General features: G+C 37.7%; 19 protein-coding genes and 1 pseudogene. 4 read left to right on the top strand and 16 right to left on the bottom strand.

Features of this window, described 5'->3' with window-relative positions; all coding sequences use genetic code 11:
• Positions 1 to 5: 5 nt before the first annotated feature.
• The 6 genes from OGX66_RS16750 to OGX66_RS16725 all read right to left on the bottom strand — a co-directional run bounded on the left by OGX66_RS16750 (position 6) and on the right by OGX66_RS16725 (position 5,913).
• Complete coding sequence (locus OGX66_RS16750; RefSeq protein ID WP_237184690.1) at positions 6 to 2,012, bottom strand: integrase; 2,007 nt, start codon at positions 2,010 to 2,012, stop codon at positions 6 to 8.
• Positions 2,009 to 3,550, bottom strand: coding sequence for a site-specific integrase (locus OGX66_RS16745; RefSeq protein WP_286511846.1), 1,542 nt, complete (start codon positions 3,548 to 3,550; stop codon positions 2,009 to 2,011). The genes OGX66_RS16750 and OGX66_RS16745 overlap by 4 nt, the downstream gene beginning before the upstream one ends.
• Positions 3,547 to 4,746, bottom strand: coding sequence for a tyrosine-type recombinase/integrase (locus OGX66_RS16740; RefSeq protein ID WP_237184692.1), 1,200 nt, complete (start codon positions 4,744 to 4,746; stop codon positions 3,547 to 3,549). Before OGX66_RS16740 ends, OGX66_RS16745 begins: the two co-directional genes overlap by 4 nt.
• 260 nt (positions 4,747 to 5,006) lie before the next feature.
• Complete coding sequence (locus tag OGX66_RS16735) at positions 5,007 to 5,318, bottom strand: hypothetical protein (protein WP_237184693.1); 312 nt, start codon at positions 5,316 to 5,318, stop codon at positions 5,007 to 5,009.
• Positions 5,319 to 5,395: 77 nt separating this feature from the next.
• Positions 5,396 to 5,692 carry a hypothetical protein gene (locus OGX66_RS16730; RefSeq protein ID WP_080845141.1) on the bottom strand — a complete coding sequence of 99 codons (297 nt, stop codon included), beginning with the start codon at positions 5,690 to 5,692 and terminating at the stop codon, positions 5,396 to 5,398.
• A 14-nt stretch (positions 5,693 to 5,706) separates the two neighbouring features.
• The gene (locus OGX66_RS16725; RefSeq protein WP_237184695.1) at positions 5,707 to 5,913 is read right to left on the bottom strand and encodes a helix-turn-helix transcriptional regulator; all 207 of its coding nucleotides are present in this window, start codon (positions 5,911 to 5,913) and stop codon (positions 5,707 to 5,709) included.
• A 323-nt stretch (positions 5,914 to 6,236) separates the two neighbouring features.
• Between OGX66_RS16725 and OGX66_RS16720 the strand changes: the two genes are divergently transcribed.
• Positions 6,237 to 7,115 carry a PD-(D/E)XK nuclease domain-containing protein gene (locus OGX66_RS16720; protein WP_237184696.1) on the top strand — a complete coding sequence of 293 codons (879 nt, stop codon included), beginning with the start codon at positions 6,237 to 6,239 and terminating at the stop codon, positions 7,113 to 7,115.
• Between the two features lie 769 nt (positions 7,116 to 7,884).
• Positions 7,885 to 8,283 (top strand): hypothetical protein, encoded by a 399-nt coding sequence (locus OGX66_RS16715; protein WP_286511840.1) that lies wholly within the window; start codon positions 7,885 to 7,887, stop codon positions 8,281 to 8,283.
• A gap of 74 nt (positions 8,284 to 8,357) precedes the next feature.
• Here the strand turns inward: OGX66_RS16715 and OGX66_RS16710 are convergent, their stop codons facing one another.
• Positions 8,358 to 8,552: a hypothetical protein gene (locus OGX66_RS16710; RefSeq protein WP_286511838.1), complete on the bottom strand. Its 195-nt coding sequence runs from the start codon at positions 8,550 to 8,552 to the stop codon at positions 8,358 to 8,360.
• A gap of 251 nt (positions 8,553 to 8,803) precedes the next feature.
• On the opposite strand from OGX66_RS16710, the gene OGX66_RS16705 reads away from it, so the two are divergent.
• A complete protein-coding gene (locus tag OGX66_RS16705; protein WP_237184698.1) occupies positions 8,804 to 9,445 on the top strand; it encodes a hypothetical protein in 642 nt (213 codons plus the stop codon).
• 72 nt (positions 9,446 to 9,517) lie between these two features.
• Here the strand turns inward: OGX66_RS16705 and OGX66_RS16700 are convergent, their stop codons facing one another.
• From OGX66_RS16700 to OGX66_RS16675, 6 genes and pseudogenes are all read right to left on the bottom strand, one after another.
• On the bottom strand, positions 9,518 to 10,276 hold the full coding sequence (locus tag OGX66_RS16700) for a hypothetical protein (protein WP_237184699.1): 759 nt from the start codon (positions 10,274 to 10,276) through the stop codon (positions 9,518 to 9,520).
• Between the two features lie 697 nt (positions 10,277 to 10,973).
• Complete coding sequence (locus tag OGX66_RS16695) at positions 10,974 to 11,756, bottom strand: aKG-HExxH-type peptide beta-hydroxylase (protein ID WP_233424262.1); 783 nt, start codon at positions 11,754 to 11,756, stop codon at positions 10,974 to 10,976.
• On the bottom strand, positions 11,743 to 12,333 hold the full coding sequence (yhhC, locus tag OGX66_RS16690; protein WP_045404653.1) for a cyclophane-containing peptide 2OG-Fe(II) oxygenase YhhC: 591 nt from the start codon (positions 12,331 to 12,333) through the stop codon (positions 11,743 to 11,745). Before yhhC ends, OGX66_RS16695 begins: the two co-directional genes overlap by 14 nt.
• Positions 12,334 to 12,347: 14 nt before the next feature.
• The gene (gene yhhB, locus OGX66_RS16685; protein WP_072025380.1) at positions 12,348 to 13,466 is read right to left on the bottom strand and encodes a cyclophane-forming radical SAM/SPASM peptide maturase YhhB; all 1,119 of its coding nucleotides are present in this window, start codon (positions 13,464 to 13,466) and stop codon (positions 12,348 to 12,350) included.
• A gap of 6 nt (positions 13,467 to 13,472) precedes the next feature.
• On the bottom strand, positions 13,473 to 13,634 hold the full coding sequence (gene yhhA / locus OGX66_RS16680; protein ID WP_072025379.1) for a YhhA family cyclophane-containing RiPP: 162 nt from the start codon (positions 13,632 to 13,634) through the stop codon (positions 13,473 to 13,475).
• Positions 13,635 to 14,055: 421 nt separating this feature from the next.
• Positions 14,056 to 14,178 (bottom strand): annotated as a pseudogene (locus OGX66_RS16675) (helix-turn-helix transcriptional regulator); the annotation flags it as partial.
• A 530-nt stretch (positions 14,179 to 14,708) separates the two neighbouring features.
• On the opposite strand from OGX66_RS16675, the gene OGX66_RS16670 reads away from it, so the two are divergent.
• Positions 14,709 to 15,311, top strand: coding sequence for a hypothetical protein (locus tag OGX66_RS16670; RefSeq protein WP_001625715.1), 603 nt, complete (start codon positions 14,709 to 14,711; stop codon positions 15,309 to 15,311).
• Between the two features lie 38 nt (positions 15,312 to 15,349).
• Here the strand turns inward: OGX66_RS16670 and OGX66_RS16665 are convergent, their stop codons facing one another.
• From OGX66_RS16665 to OGX66_RS16655, 3 genes are all read right to left on the bottom strand, one after another.
• Positions 15,350 to 15,988, bottom strand: coding sequence for a hypothetical protein (locus OGX66_RS16665; protein WP_001625716.1), 639 nt, complete (start codon positions 15,986 to 15,988; stop codon positions 15,350 to 15,352).
• 94 nt (positions 15,989 to 16,082) lie between these two features.
• Positions 16,083 to 16,484, bottom strand: coding sequence for an H-NS family histone-like protein (locus OGX66_RS16660; RefSeq protein ID WP_045404661.1), 402 nt, complete (start codon positions 16,482 to 16,484; stop codon positions 16,083 to 16,085).
• 423 nt (positions 16,485 to 16,907) lie between these two features.
• Complete coding sequence (locus OGX66_RS16655) at positions 16,908 to 17,753, bottom strand: DUF6387 family protein (protein WP_286511829.1); 846 nt, start codon at positions 17,751 to 17,753, stop codon at positions 16,908 to 16,910.
• Positions 17,754 to 18,196: the final 443 nt, after the last annotated feature.

Here is an 18,196-nt window from a genome sequence, read left to right as displayed (position 1 = left end):
CTGTTTTACTCTATATATTTATCATTCCCATTATTTTCGAGATTTTCTAATTTATTTAATACTCGCCCAAGCTGAGTGAAACTTTCCCCACCGGGTTTTATACGTGAACCGTCTGGTATTTCGTTATTTGAAAGGATTGCGATCAATTCATTCAATCGAGTAAGGGTCAGTGCATGATGCTGAACCCATCGGTCAGCACCCAGTTCTTCTTCCGTCATTGACTCCCTGGCTCTGGAGAGAAGCCCTTCTGTCATATTGCGCCTTTCCCTGAGCCGCTGGAGCTTCTCTTCTTCGCCTTTCACACAAACTTGCTCGTTGCAGTTTATACAATCCCTGAACTTGTCGCAGGGGCTCATCATATAGTCATGAACACAGTAGCCAAACTCGGTGACATGAACTGCACCATGTTCCCAGAGATTGATCATACCCGGAGTAACAGGAAGGTTCGGCTCTACGGAATCAATCATGAAGGCCTGTGAGCCGATAGTGCTGATATCCAGTGTCTCGGCCTTACGGAGCATCTCATCTTCTGATACGTGGTTGTAAACCGGGTTTTGGGTAACCAGTGCTCTCCCGGACCACTTCGCCAGGTCGAGATCTGACATCCCGTTTCGCTGTCCAATCGTATTGAGTAAATGACGAGGCTGATGGCTTCTCAAATGCAGAGCTTTTCCTTCCGGGCCAATATAGCGATGTCTGATAAATATGTTTTCAAACCTTAGCCCCTCATACTTATTCTCAGAAATATCTATCATGAAAATATTTTTAGTTGGTTTCTGTAACTCGTAAATGATAGTTTCATTTCTTTTCTCCAGTTGATGGGTGTTCAACAGGCAAAGTGCATTGCTGTATTTTATGCCTTTGTTTTTATCATACCATGGAAAACCTTCTGGTAATCTGGAGAGGATAACTTCCCATAATGAGTTCATGGTGTAATTTTTCTGGCTATTATAAAAACTCACTCCAGATAAAAACTTTACATTCCCATTTTTTCTTTCAAGGTTATATCCTAATCCTTCACATATCTGCCAGGGTTTTAATATTTCGTTTTCGCCTGTTTCAGGAAGGCTATCCCGTCTGAAGAATGTAGATGGATTCTCCTCCACCCACTGTGCGAATTCACGGGCATTTTTTGAAAGTTTCTTTAACCTTTCTATTGCCCTCCTGGCAACGGGAACCATAACGTCTGGAATCCATTTAATGTCCGCACCATAACCCTTGAGGGAGTAAAACCTTAGCCCATACCTTTCCACCCCGTTAGAGTCTGTTTCCGTAATCTCGCAATCACAGGGAAGTGCCAAAATCTCCGATATCCGACTGGGAGCACACATCAGGAGCGCAAAAATTGAAGTAGTAAAAATATCCCGGCAACTCAATGCCTCATCAGGCAGTGAGAAGATCTCTGCCATAGCATTCAAAGCCGTTTCATCCGGAAGTTTACTTAACCTTGCTTCATCTGCTTTTTTAGACACACGGTTAACAGATTCCGGTGGTTTTATTGGGCTGACCCATGAAAGGACACCCGCGATCAGTAGACCATTCTCACCAAGGAACTTCACAAATTTCTGAAGTTCCAGCCCATAATCATAGGCCGGATGTTCTTTGTAAAGACTCTTGATGGTTTGGATGGCTTCATCAAGAACAGGTATGCTGACCCCGGTGATATTTGCATTTTTATTGACCATCAGTAATGTTTGTTCGACAACTTTTAATATGGTCAATGAAGCTGACAGCTTCCATCTGCTTTTGGTTAAAGCCGACTGATATCTCATATAAGCTTTAGCAAAATCGATATAATCCTCATCGAGTAATTGTTCTTTATCTGTTTTTACCTTACGTTTCACATTTATTTTGGTAAAAACAGCGACACCTCTCCACTCGTAAGACTCCCAGTTAAAATCACTCCCTAAAGCGGTAAGATCGTATCTGCAAAATCGGATAAACTCTTTCAGATTTAACTCTGCATTTATATCAATCTTTTTCCTGAAGAATAATACATTACTATCGGTCATATGGATTTATTCCCCTTGTGTGAGCTTCGCATTATGTTGCAGTGGTTAATTACTTTCTTTACAGCAATGATCGTTCTGTCGAGCGATTCCGTTACAATTCTGTCGTTAGTTATGCTGTATATTCGCTCTCTTTCGCCAATCAAATACTGATAAACCTTTTCATGCGGTCCATCCAGCCAGGGGGTAAAATGCATACATGTATAACAAGGAATGGGGACATTAGCTGAACATGTGGAACATTGCTGACAACTGCCAGTGTCTTCGCCATCATGATTTTTAATTTTTATACCTGGAGTTATGTCGTATTCAATATCTTCTTTTCTTTTTACTTGTCCTCTGAATACGCATGATATTCCAGTCAATGCCTGCCCCATAGTTTTATCAATCTTATAAGCATTATCAACATGATTCTGAACATAGACTCCTACACTCTTAATCGTGGAGTGATCAAGTAGCTCTGCGATAATGAATTCTCCATAGCCTTCTCTTGCTGCTCGTGTTCCTAACGTATAACGAAACCTTCTGGCATTTATATGTAAAGATTCCCCAGTCCTTTCTGAGTAGACATTTTCCTTCTTGATGACAACTTTCAAAACCTCTGTTAATTTCCCTCTATAATGATGCAATACATCAGTTTTTAAATAAAAGTCTAAACTAACACTTTTATTAATGAATCCGATTTTATTTTTTGAAATAAAAAGTGGCACATCTTTACTCTCTTCAGTAGTAAGTTGTCTACCCATAAATTCAGACAGCATTGCCAAAGAATCTTTGGCTTGTTTACAAACCAGTTCATATAGATCTTTGGTGATTCTGAACGTTCGAAACTCTTCTCTGAATCCTAAGCCTTGTTTAATTCGTGGTATATTTAAAAGATAATAAATTTCATCCTCTTCTTTTGAAACCTTAAGGATATCTGTTATCTTCATCTGAGTTACCTGCAAGGGTCTACGACCTGTGTGGCTGATAATAAGTGCCATAGTTAACATAAAAAGAGATATTTCTTTTTTCTCATACGCTCTCATTGCTCCCTCGTTAAATTCTTGCAATTCAATATCAGTCAAAGGACCTTGTATGGGATCTTTTCTTTTAACGACATCACCAGGCTTTCCGTTAACAAGTTTCCATGTTTTCATTATCTGTACAGCTTCCGAAGCTATTCCATTGTAGCCAAGAGAGTACCATTTAGTGATAAATATCCTCAGGCGAAATAATAATTCATCCTTAACATGCTTTTTGCTTCTGAAATTTAAAACTGAAGCTTTACTGACATATACGCATTGCTCTTCCTTTATAAAAGCAAGAAATGCTCCATGTATCTTGGAGGCAAAACTTGCGCTATAATCCCTCGCAAATAGTGCAATTGTATTTAGATATCCTTCTTTTAAATTGTCGTTAAGAACATCAGTAACTGCTTTTTTATTTATCTTATTGTTTCTGTCAAGTATCCATACATCTTCTTGTGGTGAAAAATAATACCCATCCATTTTAGCTGGAATAAGATCTTTACTCATTAACACTTTATGTACTGAATTCATTCAACCTCCCCTTTTTTATTAATATCTTCCTGTAGTTTTATTGCGACTTTATGTGATTTATCCTGAATAAATCTTTTGTTATATATCTGTGCAGTTCCAGAACCGGGAGTCCATCCCATAAGATTAGAACGCATTTTTTCTTGTTCAGCCTCACTCACTCGCTCAGGCATCTCATCTAATTTTTTAGAGAATTCATAGTTCCAGGTATGTCTGAGTTTGTGACCCGTAAGATTGCAAAGCTCAGGGATGACACTTCTGATGCTATCGATAACTTTATGGTAAGCCATGCTCGATAAAGGCATACCTTGGGTTGGGCCAGACTTATGGGTTACGAAAAGGTACTCATGTTTTCTGGCATTCTTAAACTTCCTACGGACACTGGTAATGTAGTTGTGCAATTCTTTTGCCAATGCCGAAGATAGAGGTAGTTTTCTTTCCATCGTCTTAACCAATGGTTGTTTAACTCGTGGATCGTTCTTATCATCAGCCCGACGACGGATAGCCAGACTGGAATCACTAAAGTTAATATCCGATATACGAATATTAAGAAGCTCTCCCGATCTTATTCCCAAAGAATAAAGCACCAGAATAATAAGTCTGTTTCTTATCTGAAGATTTTCATCGAATGGATTTAATGCCGACCCACATTTTATGACTTCTAATAAATGATTAATCTGATTTCCATCAAGAGATTTGTCTGGTTGGTCTTGACGGCTTCGCCTTCTGAGTTTTGGTCTTCTCTCTCTGATCTTATCAACAAATTCGTTTATACTTCCTTGATGTTGTTTAAGTATCTGACTTAACCAACTTAAATAGTTTGCTATGCTGGTTAGCCTGAAGTGTTTTGTTGCACTGTTTACAACGCTTCCCTTTATCACATTATATGGAAGAATCTTTTTTAACCTGCTCTTCTTCTCGCAGTAATCTCTTAAAGCATCTATTTCATGAATACTCAGATACTTTCCTGAAAGAATTCTTTCCTCAATATTGATATCTCTTTTAGACAAGAAATTACAAAATAATGAAATAGATCCAGCAACCAATTCAACTGTTGATATTGAGTCGCTTTTGTTTCTGATTTGGGTGGTTATATACAAGGTTGGATAATAAAGAGGGATTCCATTTCCCTTATCAAGCACCAGGCAATATCTTTCTCCGCTACTCATGATAAATGTATTTATTTTTGTTTTTTTCATTAAACCTCCTGTTATTTACAACTACATATATCTCTAACATATTAATTTTTTATTTTCAAAAAAATTTACACTAAAATAGTGACGGCACTTGTCATTAGTGCCGCCACACCAATTAATTTACGCATTGGAATTAACTATATATAATTTCTTTTCTATTAACCTGATTTAGGCAATATCACCCACAACCATAGTTAATATGATATTTTATATATATTGTGTAAATTAAAAAGTCAAATATTTGTAGTTAATTATTTTATTTTTTACACTTTATTTTGTTCTTCAAGTTTTTTTACTTGCTCTCTAATTGCATCATCAAGAACTACATCAACAATACCATTACCGAACCCATACCAGATCGAATTGCACAAAAAGCTCATCAATACTCCCGTGTAATCACCTACTATTGGTTCTCCATATTTATCTGGAAGTGTCTCAAAACAGGCTTTAAGATCGTCTTCATGCATGATTACAGTACACATCAGTTTTCCGTCTATGACGCTATTGTTATTTATTGTAATAATTTGGGATTCGTTGGTTTTGGATTTATTGCCTTTGGTTTTCTTAGCTTTCATATTAAATACCTCTTATAATGGTTATGATAGTTATTAAGTATATCTACAAACTTCTATCTGTTTTACAACTAATAATTTCATTCAATACAATGTTGAAGTATTGCCTTGAATAGAGTTCTTAACTCATCAGCCGATTTAATAATTGAAATCCATATCTCATAAATATGAATTTGCTCATGGCATTCAAGCTTATTGATTGCTTTAAATGGTCCGTTCGTGTTTCCAACAAGATACTGGCTCAGCATATAAACAGCTTCCCTGGTAAACTTGTCATCAGCGAGTTCAGCAATGGCATCGAGATCAAAAATCTCGTTAAATAACATCTCACCAAGGTTGCACATATGATTCTCACTTACAAAGCATTCAATATTCATTTTCTCTCTCCCGCTCAGGCAACATTTTTTCTGGTTGTTTCAATAACAGACTGAATCCATTCCTCGACTTCACTTTCAACGAAGGCAATAGCGCGAAGTCCAATCTTGACCGGCTGCGGAAAGCGGCCTTCGCTAATCAGGTGGTAGATCCATGCCTTGCAGTAGCCGGTTCGAGCGAGGACTTCTGGTAGACGGATGAGACGGGTTGGTTGATTGTTCATTTTGTTTTCCCCTTGTCGTTGCGATGGGGCTACTATACAAATCTTCGAGAAAAGAAAGGAGTGAAGCTCCTGAGACGGAGGTTATCGACGTTGGTGCTGCCCAGAGTCGGGGAATTTCACGTTGCCTGAACTTCCCCAGTTCTGAACAGTGCCAGCAGAGTTGAGCTCCCCGTGTTCGGGTGACCGTGGGACGCAATTGGCGGTACGTCCCCATGAACGTCTCCTGTATGCCAGAAACGGACGTATTCACTCTACACTAAGTTAATCAACCGGGAGCAGGTCAATGGTATAATGATAAATTGCATATTTAAACAGGAGGTTTAATGCGCCTATCAAGATCATTATGTAAAGCCGTAGGCGACACGTTAGCTAACACGGCGTCACATTCAGCACTTGAAAATCTTTTTATAACAGCAGGAGCACCGGGCAACCCTGAGGGTACTCATAGTGTCAGATGGAAGAACTGGCTCTACATAGCCGGACAAGATCCTGAGACGGATAGCTTGGCGGTCTTGGGAAGCGTCATTGAAGAATTCATGGATTCACCACCTTCAGAAAATAGCGACAAATATAGTGAGTGGAAAGATAAGAAAGCCAACATTGAAGCCGTATTACATGATAACGGCCTTAGATATTACCGCTTTGGGAGAGTGTTGCCTTTAGGTCAAATCCCCTCCACTGATATCCCCAATGAGGAAACTATTCAAGCGCTACAACAACCCGTAATGCCTACAAAAGTTGAGGTACTGCTTGAAAGGTTAGTTAAAGGGTTGCATCGAGCTATGCATCCTCTTACGCATAGAAGAAGAGGTAGCCAGCCTCTTACGTTTGACAGTGAGTATGACGTGCAAGATTTACTCCACTCTCTGTTGAGACCCTGGATTCAGGATATACGACCGGAAGAGTATACCCCTAGCTATGCGGGCTCCAGTACCAGAATGGATTTCCTTCTTCCAGTGCATGAATTGGTGCTGGAAACAAAAATTGTACGAGATCGCTCACATGCTAGGAAAGTAGGTGATGAGCTTATCATCGATATTGAACATTACAGGCGACACAGCCGCTGTAAGAACCTATGGTGCGTAATATACGATCCTAATCATTACATAACTAATGCACCAGGCCTGATAGCAGATTTGGAGGGAGTGAGAAACTCAAAAGATGGTGAGGTAACTGTAAAAGTCTATGTTATATGTAGTTAAGGATTATCTAATTTTACAACTTTTTTAATCCTAACCAGTTATACCGCCAGTATTGAGGCCAAATTTAGTTGACCAAGACACTGTCGCATTCGCTTTTACGTCTTTTCAGGTATTTATTGTAGCTTGCAGTTGGGTGCTCCAATTGGCCATTCACTGGCACTAAATGCACGATGACTAAGGACGAAGAGCGCGACTTTACCACATTTAATCACCTCAAAGCCTTTCGTATAATGAGATGAGACGCCTTCTGCAAAAGGATTTCTTCGTGGATCTTTTTCCTGATATTGAACAGGCTGTACCTTTACCCCATGAAGAAGTGCTTCGCTACATGGTATGTAAAATCCGTGATAGCCGGTCGGAAGAATGGCTTACAGAGATGTGCAGGAAAAATAACCTTTCTGATGTCTGTCAGGATTATCTTCAAAAGGGAGTGCTGAAGGCTCTGGAGGGTGAACCTGATGTGAGCTTTTACCCACCAAGACTGACGATTGAGCTGGTGCCCCGAACATGCTGGTTCGATAACGTCAGAAGTGCGGTATCTTCAACGGACTGGAAACGGTTACGGCAACAAACGGCCAGAACAGCAGGGTGGAAATGCCAGGTCTGCGGCGGAAAGGGGCCCCGATGGCCTGTAGAGTGCCATGAAATCTGGCATTACGATGATGACCATCAGTATCAGACCCTCAAAGGGCTCATCGCGTTATGCCCTTCATGCCATGAAGTCAAACATATGGGGTTCAGCGAGCTCCGGGGTAAAAAGGACGAAGCAGTGGCTCATCTGGCTCTGGTCAACGGCTGGTCTCTTCAGGGCGCATTTGACTATGTGGATGAAGCTTTTGACGTATGGCGGGCACGATCTCGTCATGCCTGGCAACTGGATATCTCCTGGCTCGAAACGCAGGGGATTAAACTCAAGGATGAGACAGCAGCAGAGGGCGACAACATTCCTGCTGAAAATCAGCTTTCACTGGAGCTTGAGGTTCCGCCTGTCGCGATGGAGAGCACTGCAGTGTCCGCCGTCGTGGAACAAGAAAGCAATTCTGGCGAGATGGGGCAAATCCTGAAGGACAAAACTGTATCCCGCTCATCGTCCGCATGGCCAGCGTTCTGGTCAGTCTGCCAGCGGGTGTTCTACCAGGTGAAAAAGGTGATACGGGAGCAGTGGTGAATAAACCCGTGGCGATGCATTCCCGGTGAGAGAGGCGAATGTGTTCAGAGCCGGATCAAAACGCATCGCTGTTTTCATGATGTTATTTCGATCTGACTGGCGATAAGCGTATCCACTTTACTCTGTACCGGCGTCAACAGATCGACACCGGTCTCCGTTACATGGATAGAGATGATGAGACTGTAGCGTGCTTCAGAATCATAGCGGGTCAGAGCACGCCGTAATTTCCACCAGCGCTGCCTCCGGGCAAACGGTTTGGTTTTTGGCAAGGGAAGGGCAAAGCTTGTACAGGAGATATGTCATTGATTTTTGTATGTGGGAATGAGTGTCCGCTTTGTGCCAGGAGCGGACATTATGGTTAACTTAGGGCAAGGAAATTTGTTCAATGAATAACGTATAATTAATTGCAAATAAAATGGAATAATAGTACTCTCAAAATTTAAATTCCGCAGTGAGTATGATTGTCTATTTTTAATTGCAGCCCTTAATTCTGAATGAGTTAGATAAATTGGAATGGCAGATGAAAATTAACTTAATACCAATCTGGTTATGGATAAAACAATATCAACATCCTCTTAGAGTTTTTGGGGGTGTTTTTTTTGGGGCCGCTTTGATAGCAGCTTTTTTTTGGATGTCAGGATTTGATATAGAACCTATCGCATTTGCTCTGGGAATGCTTAGTTCATTATTCTTAGCCAGTCCATCGGTAGCAGAATATTTTTTACCAGAACGTAAACCTGTCAGAGATATGACATATGAGGAAATCTTAAATTTCATTCCCAAAACTGAACCATCTCAAGATTGGCATGGGATTTCAAGGGAATGGTCCAGCGAACGGTTCCTTAAAGAAGACCCACGCCTTCGTATTCGAGCCAAGTTCATTGATGAAGGAATTCAATGTGAAAATTTTATAGAAGATTGGGCTAACAATCATCCAGATCCCAGAGCAACTGGATATTGGTATGAGCTTTATTACGACGGGGCATTCTTAGACAGATTTTTATTGGTATCTGTTGATGGTGGTAGAGCTAATATCCCTCCACCTAATTTACTAACTAAAGAAATTAGCTTGTTAAATTATCATGTTGCGAAAATACATGACACCCTTGGCTCGTTAGATGAGTATATTAAACGATCTGGTTTAACTATTGAAAAAACATAATAAGTAACTATTCATTTTTATCCTGAGCGAGAGGATTAAAACCTCCGCTCTCCGACTCCTCATTACAAAGCATTAACTTTCATGATGCTTAATCTCCAGATCAGAAATTGCAATTATTCTAATTTCTTTCAATGCTTTATCAATCGCCGATCTTATTCTTTGTCCATAGTCATCAGGTTCTTCATAATCCAGTGGAGAAGGATCGAAGCCAATGTTTTTAATTAACTCCTCTAATTTTATAGTTACATTAGCATTCAAAAGAATTGTTCTTGTTATTAATATTTCAGTTAACGATGTCATTGCAATGCTTAATTTTTGTTGTAATTCTTTGTTTTTACTTTGGACGTCTTTATCATTCATTGTGTTCTCAATATCAGCTTGAGCCTGCTGAATTTCTTGGTAAAATTGTTTTTCTTGCTCCTCATTAAAATATGGCTGGTGACTGCTTGCTATCCATCCTGGAATCATATGAAGTTCAATTATATGAAACTCATTGTCTGCCCATTTTTTAATTGCTAGTAATTGTGCATAGATGAATTCATACATATCATATTTTTTTTGCCAGATCTGTTGAGAGATCCATAACTCAGATGTTATTTTTTTCTCTATGTCTTTAATAGTAACTGTGTTTATAGATAATTGTTCCCGTAGTGTTTCATAGTTAGAATTAGTTGCAGAAATTTTAGCCCTTTCTGTAACGATTGAAACTAGGAAACTCATTGCCAGAGCTGCGATAACTACGGCGAGACTTAACCAGATAATTTCTGCTGTTGTGAAATTTGACGACTGTAATGCCTTAATAAGCTCAAGCAATTGCTTTTCTGTAAGCACTGGTTATTCCCCAAAATAAAAACCATTATGTATGATTCAATAGGTTACACCAGACTTCGTGTTGTTCAAATAAAAAAATAAAAAACCACGGCACACCCTTCAAAATAATTTGGATAGATTCTTTATAGCGAGATTATGATCTGACAGCATGAGATGGTTCGAAGATGGGGATTTTTTGGTTAAAAATATGTAAATTTTAAGGCATTCTACAACCGTCCGCTCCTCGCTCAGAGCGGACCGCCAACCCAGTTACCGTGTCCGTTCCGTACCAAGAGCGGAAGTTCCTAACATCATGCTGCATTCGTTTAAGGGGAGCAGATCAGTACTTCTCAAACATGGGCAGTCTCCAGGGCATTTGAAGCTTTTGATAAGTACTATAGTTGGCCGTTAGTTATTCTTAATCTGCTGTAGAACTTGTCCTTCCCTAAGTTAACTACTCGACAAAGTTGTACCTAACTGAATAAAGTACAGTAAAAAGGGAGATTTTTTCTTTTCCTCGAACAAGTAATTTTGAAACATCATACTGCACTGCATTTTTTTAAACATACTACTATTTTGTCACTATCCATTCTATTCTGGATATTAAAATAAACAGACTGATAATATTTACCATGAGCATTGACACCATTAATTATAATAAAGTTCAACACACTCAAAGAACCTCCATTAATTATGACCTTGCATCATAGTTGAGTGGTTATGATAAACACAAGCAGGCAAGCATTCTACCTTCAGGAGTTAATGCATCGCTTTTTAGTATATGTCCTGCCGTTGATAATTCCTTTTGAATTTCATTAATCCTTTTTACTGCAAAGTCATTTATATTTTTAGATTGCGCATGAACCTTCAACCAAAAAATTTTAATATTTGAGAAAACATAGACTGCATGTAGTAAACCGCGTTCATTTCGGCCCTCTCCTTTCCAGGGGGAAAATACATTATCAGTTAACAATTTATCATGGAACAAAGGTAATAAATGTTCCATAGCTGTTAACTGTAAATGCAGAGTTTCATGAATAATCCCTTCAACAAATCTTTCAGCAGCGTATTTCTCTTCATATTTTGGAACATTAGTGAATACATCGAATGGTATACAAGGATCACTGAAACTCACATCAAAATCTTCACACTCAGATAATAATGGATGAAAGTTAATTGCAAATGCCTTTATCGAACTATGCATGTTTTTTGAAAAATATAATAAAGACTCAATTTTGGACAATAACCTTTCATATTCTGGTAATGAAAATTCATTTTTGTCGCAGAAAGTTAATCCCATTTTTTCCCAATCTACTTTCTCAATTTCATCCAAAAACTTAGGTACTAAATAATCAATCCCCATTATTTTACTGCCGGGATCTACTACGCATATATCATCTACGGAATTTATATTTTGTGATAACAGAAAGTTATCACGCAAATAAAATGGTGAGCTTTCATTCCAACCTAAAGGAGAACATATAAAATCAGATATTTTCATTTCCCTTCCTGTAAAATGAGTAAATTACAGTATATCTTTCAAAATCGTATACCTGACTAACCGCATGATGTGAGTTCTGTGATATCTCGAATCCTTGAACTGAACCATGAAGTGGAGGAATTATTTTTTCTAAGGATTCCGGCTCATCCTTAGAAAAGATCATAAAATACCCACCATTCTCTTCTTTCCAATTTTTATTAAAATGAAACAAAATACGATGTGACTCTTGCCCTTCAATAAAATCATTATGAATTTTTATTTTGTCGCCTGATATTAATTTATGCGCAACAATATCCACTTTATTTTTCAGAACCACATCAAATTTATTTTCTATAAAACTTTTCAATTCATCACAAAAAAAATCTTCCTTGAGGAAAAGAATCTCATCTGGTAATTTCGCATCATATAAACTAAATTCATACTGGTCATAAAAATATTCATTAACCCTTTTCCAAGAATTAGTAGATATCAACCATTGCAAAATACCCTCGGTGACATTAGAACTAATACAGGAATTACAAAAGAAATGATTAAATGGGAAAATTTCCATCTCACTCTTCCATAGATTTTTTAACATCCCCCCCCCTTAACTCATAATAATTTAGACCGCTGCAAGAATTTTTTAACTGTACTAATCACTATCTTATGATCCGCACAATATATTGATGGGTTATCAAACCCCCTAGTTTTACTCCATCGATATAATGGCATTCCACCACCACATACATCTTTATATTCACACAACTGGCATTCTGCTGATAAAGGTGAAGATGATTTCGTATAAATTATATATTCTTCACTTTCTACTACATCCATTAATGAAGTATTATGTACCGACGGACGTCCTTTGAAAAAATCGACACCTTCAAATGATGCTCTCAGTGTATCATTCTTTCTAATCTCGCCATCAGATTCAATTATCAAAATACCAAACTCATTATTTCCTTTCCCTTCTTTTATTGGAGAACCGCCCAAATAAATCTTGAGAATATCATCCAGTATTTTTATCGGTACAGGATTGCTATCTTCCATATAGAGTTCAAATACTTTAGCTAACCACTCACCATATTCAGTAGTTTGAAGATCTTTTTTTCCATAAGGCATCCTATCATAATTTCCATCCTGAAATAGAAAATCTATACTTGGAGAGTTTATACTCTTCAGATAATGATATGTATCCTCAGCAGGAATATTCGGTTGTATAACTGATAATGTCCCTGCAAACAAGAAGGTGTGGTCTTGGTGTGAGCTTAATTTTTCAATTCCATTAATTACATCCTCAAAACTACTGTTACCACCACGTGTAAACCTCGCGATATCATTAGCTTTTCTTGTTCCGTCAATACTAACCGAAATGCTTACTCTATATTTTGAACATAAGTTCAAAATTTTCTCAGTTATCAAAACACCATTGGTTTGTATACTTATAGGGTATTTTTGAGGATTTAAACCTCTTCTTAAACCTGATAATAAAGTCTCAAGTCTTCTTTCCCCCAAAAGAAGTGGTTCACCTCCATGTAAAACTATGGCAAATCCAGTTACCTGCAAAAGACTATATTCCGTAATCCTTTCTACCACTTTTTCTATCGTGGCATCATTCATCCTATAGGGTTGATCCTGCCAGCTTGTATCAGCCCCGCGATATACATAGCAGTAGGTGCAATCCAAATTGCACCTACTGGCCGTCTTGATTAAAATTGTATCAAGCATAGAAATTTAACGGTTATGCCGATTATGGACTCGATCATAACGGCTACCTACCGTTGTGTTTTTATCATTTCTAACTTCTTCCATCAGTCTAGATAACACCGAGTTTGCCCCGCTGTAACCATCTGTTTTTAAAATTTTTTTTGCTTCTTCTGCTTGGTTTTGCATCATACTATCCTCATTGAAATTGTTATCAAAATAGTACAATAATAAGAATAATCTGTAAATTTATTTTTAATTACTTGATTTTTAGAATAATTCCGGAAAAGCTTGCTTGTAACCATTTGATAGATATACATTTAATTTTCCTTACAATTCAAAGAAGAAAACTATCAAAACCAACAAAACAATCCGTAAAACCTATCTGAATACTGCATAAAAGTAGCATTATTTGACTATTCAGGCTATTTAAGCGTATTGTTCTTTCATTGCTCACTGATATTTTGGGGCTGTTAGAGAAAAACTATTTATGTAGATCTATTTTAACTCATGGTTTATTATTATCTTCGCTTTTATAATTTAGATTCTCCACTTTTATTTCTCTCCCCCCCCTCAATAAAATTAGTATATTCTTTAACTACACGACATAGAGCCCAAATTTGACAGGTGCAGGAAACTTGCCATCGTTGATCAGACGATAGATCCATGCTTTTCCGTAGCCAGTTCGTTCGAGAACTTCTGGTAGGCGTATGAGGCGGGTTGGTTGATTGTTCATTTTGTTTTCCCTTGTCGTTGTGGTGAAGTCACTATACGAACACTTGGGAAAAGAAAGGAGTGAGACTCCTGAAGCGGAGGTTCCTTGCTGCTATGCAGGATGGTTCTCTCGAAGTTGGTGCAGTACAGAACAGGGGAACTTGAGAGTATCTGAAATTCCCCTATTTCGCTGAAGGTGTGTCTACGGTTGCGGCCATATCTAGATGGTAGTAATGGTTGATCAATTTACATCTCACGGCCACATATTGCTGATATAGAGGCAATGACAACTCAAGGCTAAATTTTTCTACCATTAACGAATTTCATAGTTCTGATTTAAACATAAATATCATAAAATTTTAGCACTAATCTTTTATATGAATTAGAGTATCCTTTATATATAATAATTAATTTTACTTCCTTTGCCCGGCACAAAAATTTGGTATTGAACGACCAATCCAGATCCTTCTTCATTTACTCCAAAAATTAAATTTGATATTTTCTTTTATAGATGTTAAATAAAAATAATTAAATCCATTAATAAGAGAGAATATGAATAAGATATCTATAGCATCACTTATTACAGCATTAATTTTCATTTCATTTAGCTATAAAGTGAATGCTAATGATATTGAAAATTCATCAGCAATTCCTGTAACCCACTCAATACCCACATCAATAACCCCCCTCTACAACAGTTATTCGGGCGAAACTATTAAGTATGAATTGAAAGTTTATGAGAATAAAAGCACCAAGATATATGATGAGAAAAAAAAGACCGGAGTGTTTGATAACAACTCTAATGCGATAAATGACATAGATCAGCATACTTTCAAATTTATCACAATAAAAATATCTCATAATAATTCCTTGGAATTACTCACTTTTAAGGAATCATTAAATCCTGAATCGATACCATCAGGTAATAATTTTTTAATGTTCGTTCAAAAGTTAGATAAAGAACATTACCAATATGTTTTACTGGAACTGCCAGATTTTCATGGCAGTAGTAATTATTATTTAGACAATCCAATAAAGAGTTTATTTTATGAGAGAAGAAAAGTAATAATTAGAAAAGGTCAATCATTAAGAATAGAGATAAGAAATAATGGAGTACAACGGATTTACATTCTAACCCCCAAAGAACAAAGTTAAAAATTAGACAGGGCAACTAAAGTCGCCCTGCAACTACACTATTGGTTCATTAATGTATAGACAGGCTGCATCTTTTTATTAAATCTAAATTCAAGCAAATAATTCTTACCTTTAATTGCCACGTTCACTGGCTCACCTTCAGTAAGATATAATCGTCCATTCTCAGGTGTAACTATAATTGATAATCCTTTTTTATTCACTCCACCGCCAGAAGCTTCTTCCATCTCTATAATAAAATCAGGAGAGAAGACCACCTTTTGTCCACCACCGATTATACTTATTGGCAGTTTTAGTTCACTTTCTTCTTTATTTAATATCTGTGAGGATATATTCCGTTCTTCTTTTATATTCGCTAAAAATAAAGGTGTGATTTTTTCTACACAATCTCGATAACTGTCATTATCCAATTGTTGATGTTCCCTAAGAACTTGTTGTACGCCATCCCACTCACTCTTTGTAAGAGCAACCTTTGCATCAGCCGCTACTTTACCTGCAAACTTAAGTCCAACTTTAACATCACCAGAGGCAAGAACCTGAACATCCCATTTCTGCCCTTTGCTACTAGGAGCATGGCAAACACTAATGACGCTTTTAGAAACCTCATCTAATACAGTATCTGCAAAAGCAATCTGGCTGAAGCTTATTAAAAATGATACTAACCAATGTTTAATTTTCATCACTGACCCCAGAAAATATTCTTTCTGTTAATGCAAGCCGTTATAAGTAATCAACTTTTTAACGGCTTTTTTTTGATAAAGTATTCTTCAAATATTAGATAGCGAAATCTTCCAGCTTCTTACCACTTTCAATAGCAGCGGTGATAACTTTCGGAGTTCGACCCTGACCAGTCCAAAACTTCTCATCACCGTTTTCATCGATATATTTGTATTTAGCCGGTCGTGGTTCACGGCTGGATTTTGGCTTAGAAGAAGAACTCAGACCAGAAAGCAATTCTGCTGGATCAATGCCATCCTCAAGGAGTTGCTGACGAAAAGCTTCGAGCTTGGCCTGTCGTTCTTCCTTATCTTTCAGAAATGTAACTTCTTCTTGCCGACGATCTTCAACCACCGTAGTCAGTTTCTCCAGCATTTCTTCAAGATTTTCAAGAGAAAACTCACGAGACCGAGCGCGAAGTGTACGAATGTTGTTTAATATTTTAAGAGACTCACTCATTTTTTATCCTTCCTGGTGATGTTTAGATACATTAACTTCTTAATGTGTTTCACAATAAAATGCAAGGATTTATATTGGAAATACAAAGAAAAGCATCCTGTAAAAGATGCTTTTGATAAATTATCATAATCACCTTAACATGAGTAAAGAGACATGCCGTCATCCTAATAGTTGGTTAATGACAAGAATGAATATAAATTTCATTCGTCATTCCAAGTTAAAATATTCGCTGTTATTTCATTTTTATTTATATAAATCTCACCCCAAGGCATATTCAATACACTTAAAAAAAAACCATCAAACAATAGTCAAAAAGCTCAATTGTAAAATAATTTTAATGAATGTCATCGACCTTTTTACAAATTATCCACATTAGAAATGAAAATATTTTTCAATAAACCTAAGAATTATGGGTGTCATTTTTCAATCCGATAGTTTCATTACATCTAAGACTTTCATTTGCTTCAAATGGCTATTTTTGTTCATGAAGTAAAGGAATTGTCGGATAAAGTCAGTTGTGCAGGATTTAAGGGCCAAAGGCCTGTCGGTATCTTTGATTTGGCTGGACTGCCTCATTTCGCTTTCTTCGTCATCATCTGTATATAGTAGTCTGGATAACCTGTCGTCAGAAACACGGATTTTTTTAACGGCTGCCCACACCAAGATATCTAACATAGGTATTACTCGATAACTGATGAGTTTCTTGATAGTTCCGTATCCAAAACGAACAGATTCCAATGGGTTTTCATCAATACCCTTAATTTTACGCCATTGCGGTAATGCAGCTTTAAGCGACTCTGCAATCTCTTCGTCTGTGCCACTTGCCAAATCAATCTCGATCATGACTGTTCGTGTAAACTGATCTGGCATAATGTCTGAAAGTGATTCCTCTCGAAGCTCTGCGTTTATAGAATAATTGTTACCTTCATGCCAAACAAAACCTCCGCGTTGCATAGCAATAATGCTCGTTTCAGCAAGGCGATCAAGAGTTGTTAGAAAAAAATGGGGGGGCTGAAAAAGTTTGTTGGCAGGAGTCATGTATCCAAGTTGCCCTTCTGGAATCAAAAAAGGGTTACCGGTGAAAATCTTTGAGAAGTAACCCATAAGAGTTCTGCTCTCAAACTCTTCCCGATACTCCTTAAAGAACAGATTCCGGGCCCATAACTCGTGATAGAAGTGTATCAATGAGAGATCTTCAAACTTGCGATAGTTATCTATGTTAAGCCAAGCTTTGATTTCTTTTGTATGCTCTAGTGACCAGTTGTTCAAAATCCATTCTCCACCTATGCTGGTACTGCCCTACGGGTACAATTCAGTTATGCTTAAAAACTACCGTATACACTAATCGGTGGAAAGCAGATCCTGCTTACGCAGTTCAACTCCAGTTGGTAGCTGAACTGAGGATTTGTTATCTTTTGATACAATTTGCCAATCAGCTAATCGTGAGAACTCATACCATTAAGATTTATGGTTCCTTTTTAGAACCACCAATAGAATATAAATAAAAAATTAATATAAAAATCAATGGTTTGAATATCCAATTACAGGGACGCCAGCCCAAAATTCTCCATCGGTGATTACCAGAGTCATCCGATGAAGTCCTAAGAGCCCGCACGGCGCAAGCCCTGCGGGCTTTTTTGTGCTTTGAATTTGTCCCGCGAAGTCTGATGCCAACTAATTAAATCCGAACCTTTTAGGCACCTTGTTAGGCA

This window comes from Citrobacter sp. Cf072, assembly GCF_030334485.1.
In the GTDB taxonomy this organism is placed as follows: Bacteria; Pseudomonadota; Gammaproteobacteria; order Enterobacterales; family Enterobacteriaceae; genus Citrobacter; species Citrobacter freundii.
Note: the sequence above shows the minus strand (reverse complement) of the source record. Positions and strands in the feature narration are given on the sequence as shown.